This window comes from Streptococcus danieliae (genome assembly GCF_013415245.1).
GTDB lineage: Bacteria > Bacillota > Bacilli > Lactobacillales > Streptococcaceae > Streptococcus > Streptococcus danieliae_A.
In genome coordinates this window covers 1-2,444 of record NZ_JACBXX010000165.1, presented here as the reverse complement: position 1 = coordinate 2,444, position 2,444 = coordinate 1, and the positions used below count along the sequence as shown (strand labels likewise).

4 protein-coding genes are annotated in these 2,444 nt (G+C 40.8%); all 4 read left to right on the top strand.

Annotation, left to right across the window (positions count from 1 at the left end):
• Positions 1 to 453 (top strand): group II intron maturase-specific domain-containing protein (locus HZY94_RS08150; protein WP_306538575.1); only part of this gene is annotated, 453 nt, incomplete at its 5' end.
• 162 nt (positions 454 to 615) lie between these two features.
• Positions 616 to 1,497 carry a class II fructose-bisphosphate aldolase gene (locus tag HZY94_RS08145; protein ID WP_179925745.1) on the top strand — a complete coding sequence of 294 codons (882 nt, stop codon included), beginning with the start codon at positions 616 to 618 and terminating at the stop codon, positions 1,495 to 1,497.
• A 160-nt stretch (positions 1,498 to 1,657) separates the two neighbouring features.
• Positions 1,658 to 2,008 carry an IS66 family insertion sequence element accessory protein TnpB gene (tnpB, locus tag HZY94_RS08140; protein ID WP_179924505.1) on the top strand — a complete coding sequence of 117 codons (351 nt, stop codon included), beginning with the start codon at positions 1,658 to 1,660 and terminating at the stop codon, positions 2,006 to 2,008.
• Between the two features lie 263 nt (positions 2,009 to 2,271).
• Positions 2,272 to 2,444, top strand: a 173-nt coding sequence (locus HZY94_RS08135; protein WP_179925744.1) for a helix-turn-helix domain-containing protein, incomplete at its 3' end; no start/stop codon positions are given.

Here is a 2,444-nt window from a genome sequence, read left to right as displayed (position 1 = left end):
TGGAAATCTCCGAAAGGCTGGAAATGCCGTCCCCATCAAGATAGTGTACAGAGTTTTAAGCGCAAGCTGAAGCGACTAACGACGAGGAAGTGGAGCATTGACCTAACGACACGGATTGAACGATTAAATTGGGTTATCCGCGGTTGGGTAAATTACTTCTCACTTGGTAATATGAAGACGATACTGACGCAAATAGATGAGCGTTTACGAACTCGTATCCGAGTCATTATCTGGAAGCAATGGAAGAAAAAATCGAGACGACTATGGGGACTTCTGAAACTAGGTGTTCCGAAATGGATAGCCGATAAAGTATCTGGCTGGGGTAACCACTATCAACTAGTGGCACAAAAGTCAGTCTTAAAGCGAGCTATATCAAAACCAGCCCTTACTAAAAGAGGACTGGTTTCTTGTCTAGATTTCTATCTTAAACGACATGCGTTAAAAGTTAGTTGAACCGCCGTGTGCCGAACGGCACGCACGGTGGTGTGAGAGGGACTAGAAATTAGCCTCTACTCGATTGTCAAAATTCGAATAGGACTAGAATTTTAGCAAAAAACGTGATAAACTATACAATGTATTGGGTGTATCCCAAAAAAATAAGAGGAGGCCGTTTACATGGCAATCGTTTCAGCAGAAAAATTTGTTCAAGCAGCTCGCGATAATGGTTACGCAGTTGGTGGTTTTAACACAAACAACCTTGAGTGGACTCAAGCTATCTTGCGTGCGGCAGAAGCAAAACAAGCTCCAGTATTGATCCAAACATCAATGGGAGCAGCAAAATACATGGGTGGTTACAAATTGGCTAAAAACATGATTGAAAATCTTGTTGAGTCAATGGGAATCACTGTTCCAGTTGCGATCCACCTTGACCATGGTCACTATGAAGACGTTCTTGAGTGTATCGAAGTTGGTTACACTTCAGTAATGTTTGATGGTTCTCACCTTCCAATCGAAGAAAACCTTGAAAAAGCTCGTGAAGTTGTTAAATTGGCACACGCTAAAGGTATGTCTGTCGAAGCAGAAGTTGGAACTATCGGTGGTGAAGAAGATGGTATCATCGGTAAAGGTGAATTGGCACCAATCGAAGATGCAAAAGCAATGGTAGAAACTGGTATCGACTTCTTGGCAGCTGGTATCGGTAACATCCACGGTCCATACCCAGAAAACTGGGAAGGTCTTGCATTGGATCACCTAGAAAAATTGGCAGAAGCTGTTCCTGGTTTCCCAATCGTTCTTCACGGTGGTTCAGGTATTCCTGATGATCAAGTTGTTGCAGCTATCAAACTTGGTGTTGCAAAAATCAACGTAAACACTGAGAGCCAAATCGCCTTCTCAGATGCTACTCGTGCATTTGCTCGTAACTACGATGCAAACGAAGCAGAATACGACAAGAAAAAACTCTTCGACCCACGTAAATTCTTGGCAGATGGTATCAAGGCTGTTCAAGGTGCAGTTGAAGACCGTATCGAAGTATTCGGTTCAGCAAATAAAGCTTAATTGACAGCAACAATCTAGAGAGTGGGGTAAAGTCCCCCTCTCTTTTCTTTTTATTCGCAAAAAAACGGAATTCCTTTGTAAGCGTCCAATAACGAGGTATCTATCTTGAATCCCTATTATCCGATATACTAATAAAAAGATAAAAAATCGGAGGAAACAGATGCCAATCAATTTACTAGACCTAGGCCTTGTTCATCTAGTCTGTGGGAAAACAGATATGAGACAAGGAATTGACTCACTTGCTTACCTGATTAAAACTCAATTCCAACTAGATCCATTTTCAGGCCAAGTCTTCCTCTTTTGTGGAAGCCAAAAAGATCGCTTTAAAGCTCTTTATTGGGATGGTCAAGGATTCTGGCTTCTCTATAAACGGTTTGAAAATGGTAAGTTAACTTGGCCTGATGGAGAAAAGAAAATTCTCACTTTGACATCTGAACAAGTAGACTGGCTCATGAAAGGTTTTTCAACTACTCCAAAAATAAATCCCACAAAAAGTCGTGATTTCTATTGAAATCAAAAATTTTAAAATGAAGTTAGCCACCCATCCTATCTGCTAGATAAGTACTACAACTCATTCTGATGAGTTGTCTGATTTCATTTGATAATAGGTTTGGAGCTGTTAGGCTAATTGGCCAAGGCTAATGATAGCCTTGGTTTAGCCCTCAAAACAGCTTCAAAAGTCCCTGTTGTCAAATGAAATCCTTTTGTAAGGTATAAGAAAACACCTCCGTGCTATACTTGTTGTTCACCACAAACAAAAGGAAAGGCACAGAGATGCAAAACAATTATACAACAAAAGGAAAACATTTGACAATTAATGATCGTCGCTACATTGAACGATGGAACAAAGAAGGAAAATCCAATCGAGAAATTGCTCGCCTACTTGGAAGAGCTCCTCAAGCAATCAATAACGAAATCAAGCGGGGGCAAGTCTTACAACAAGTGAG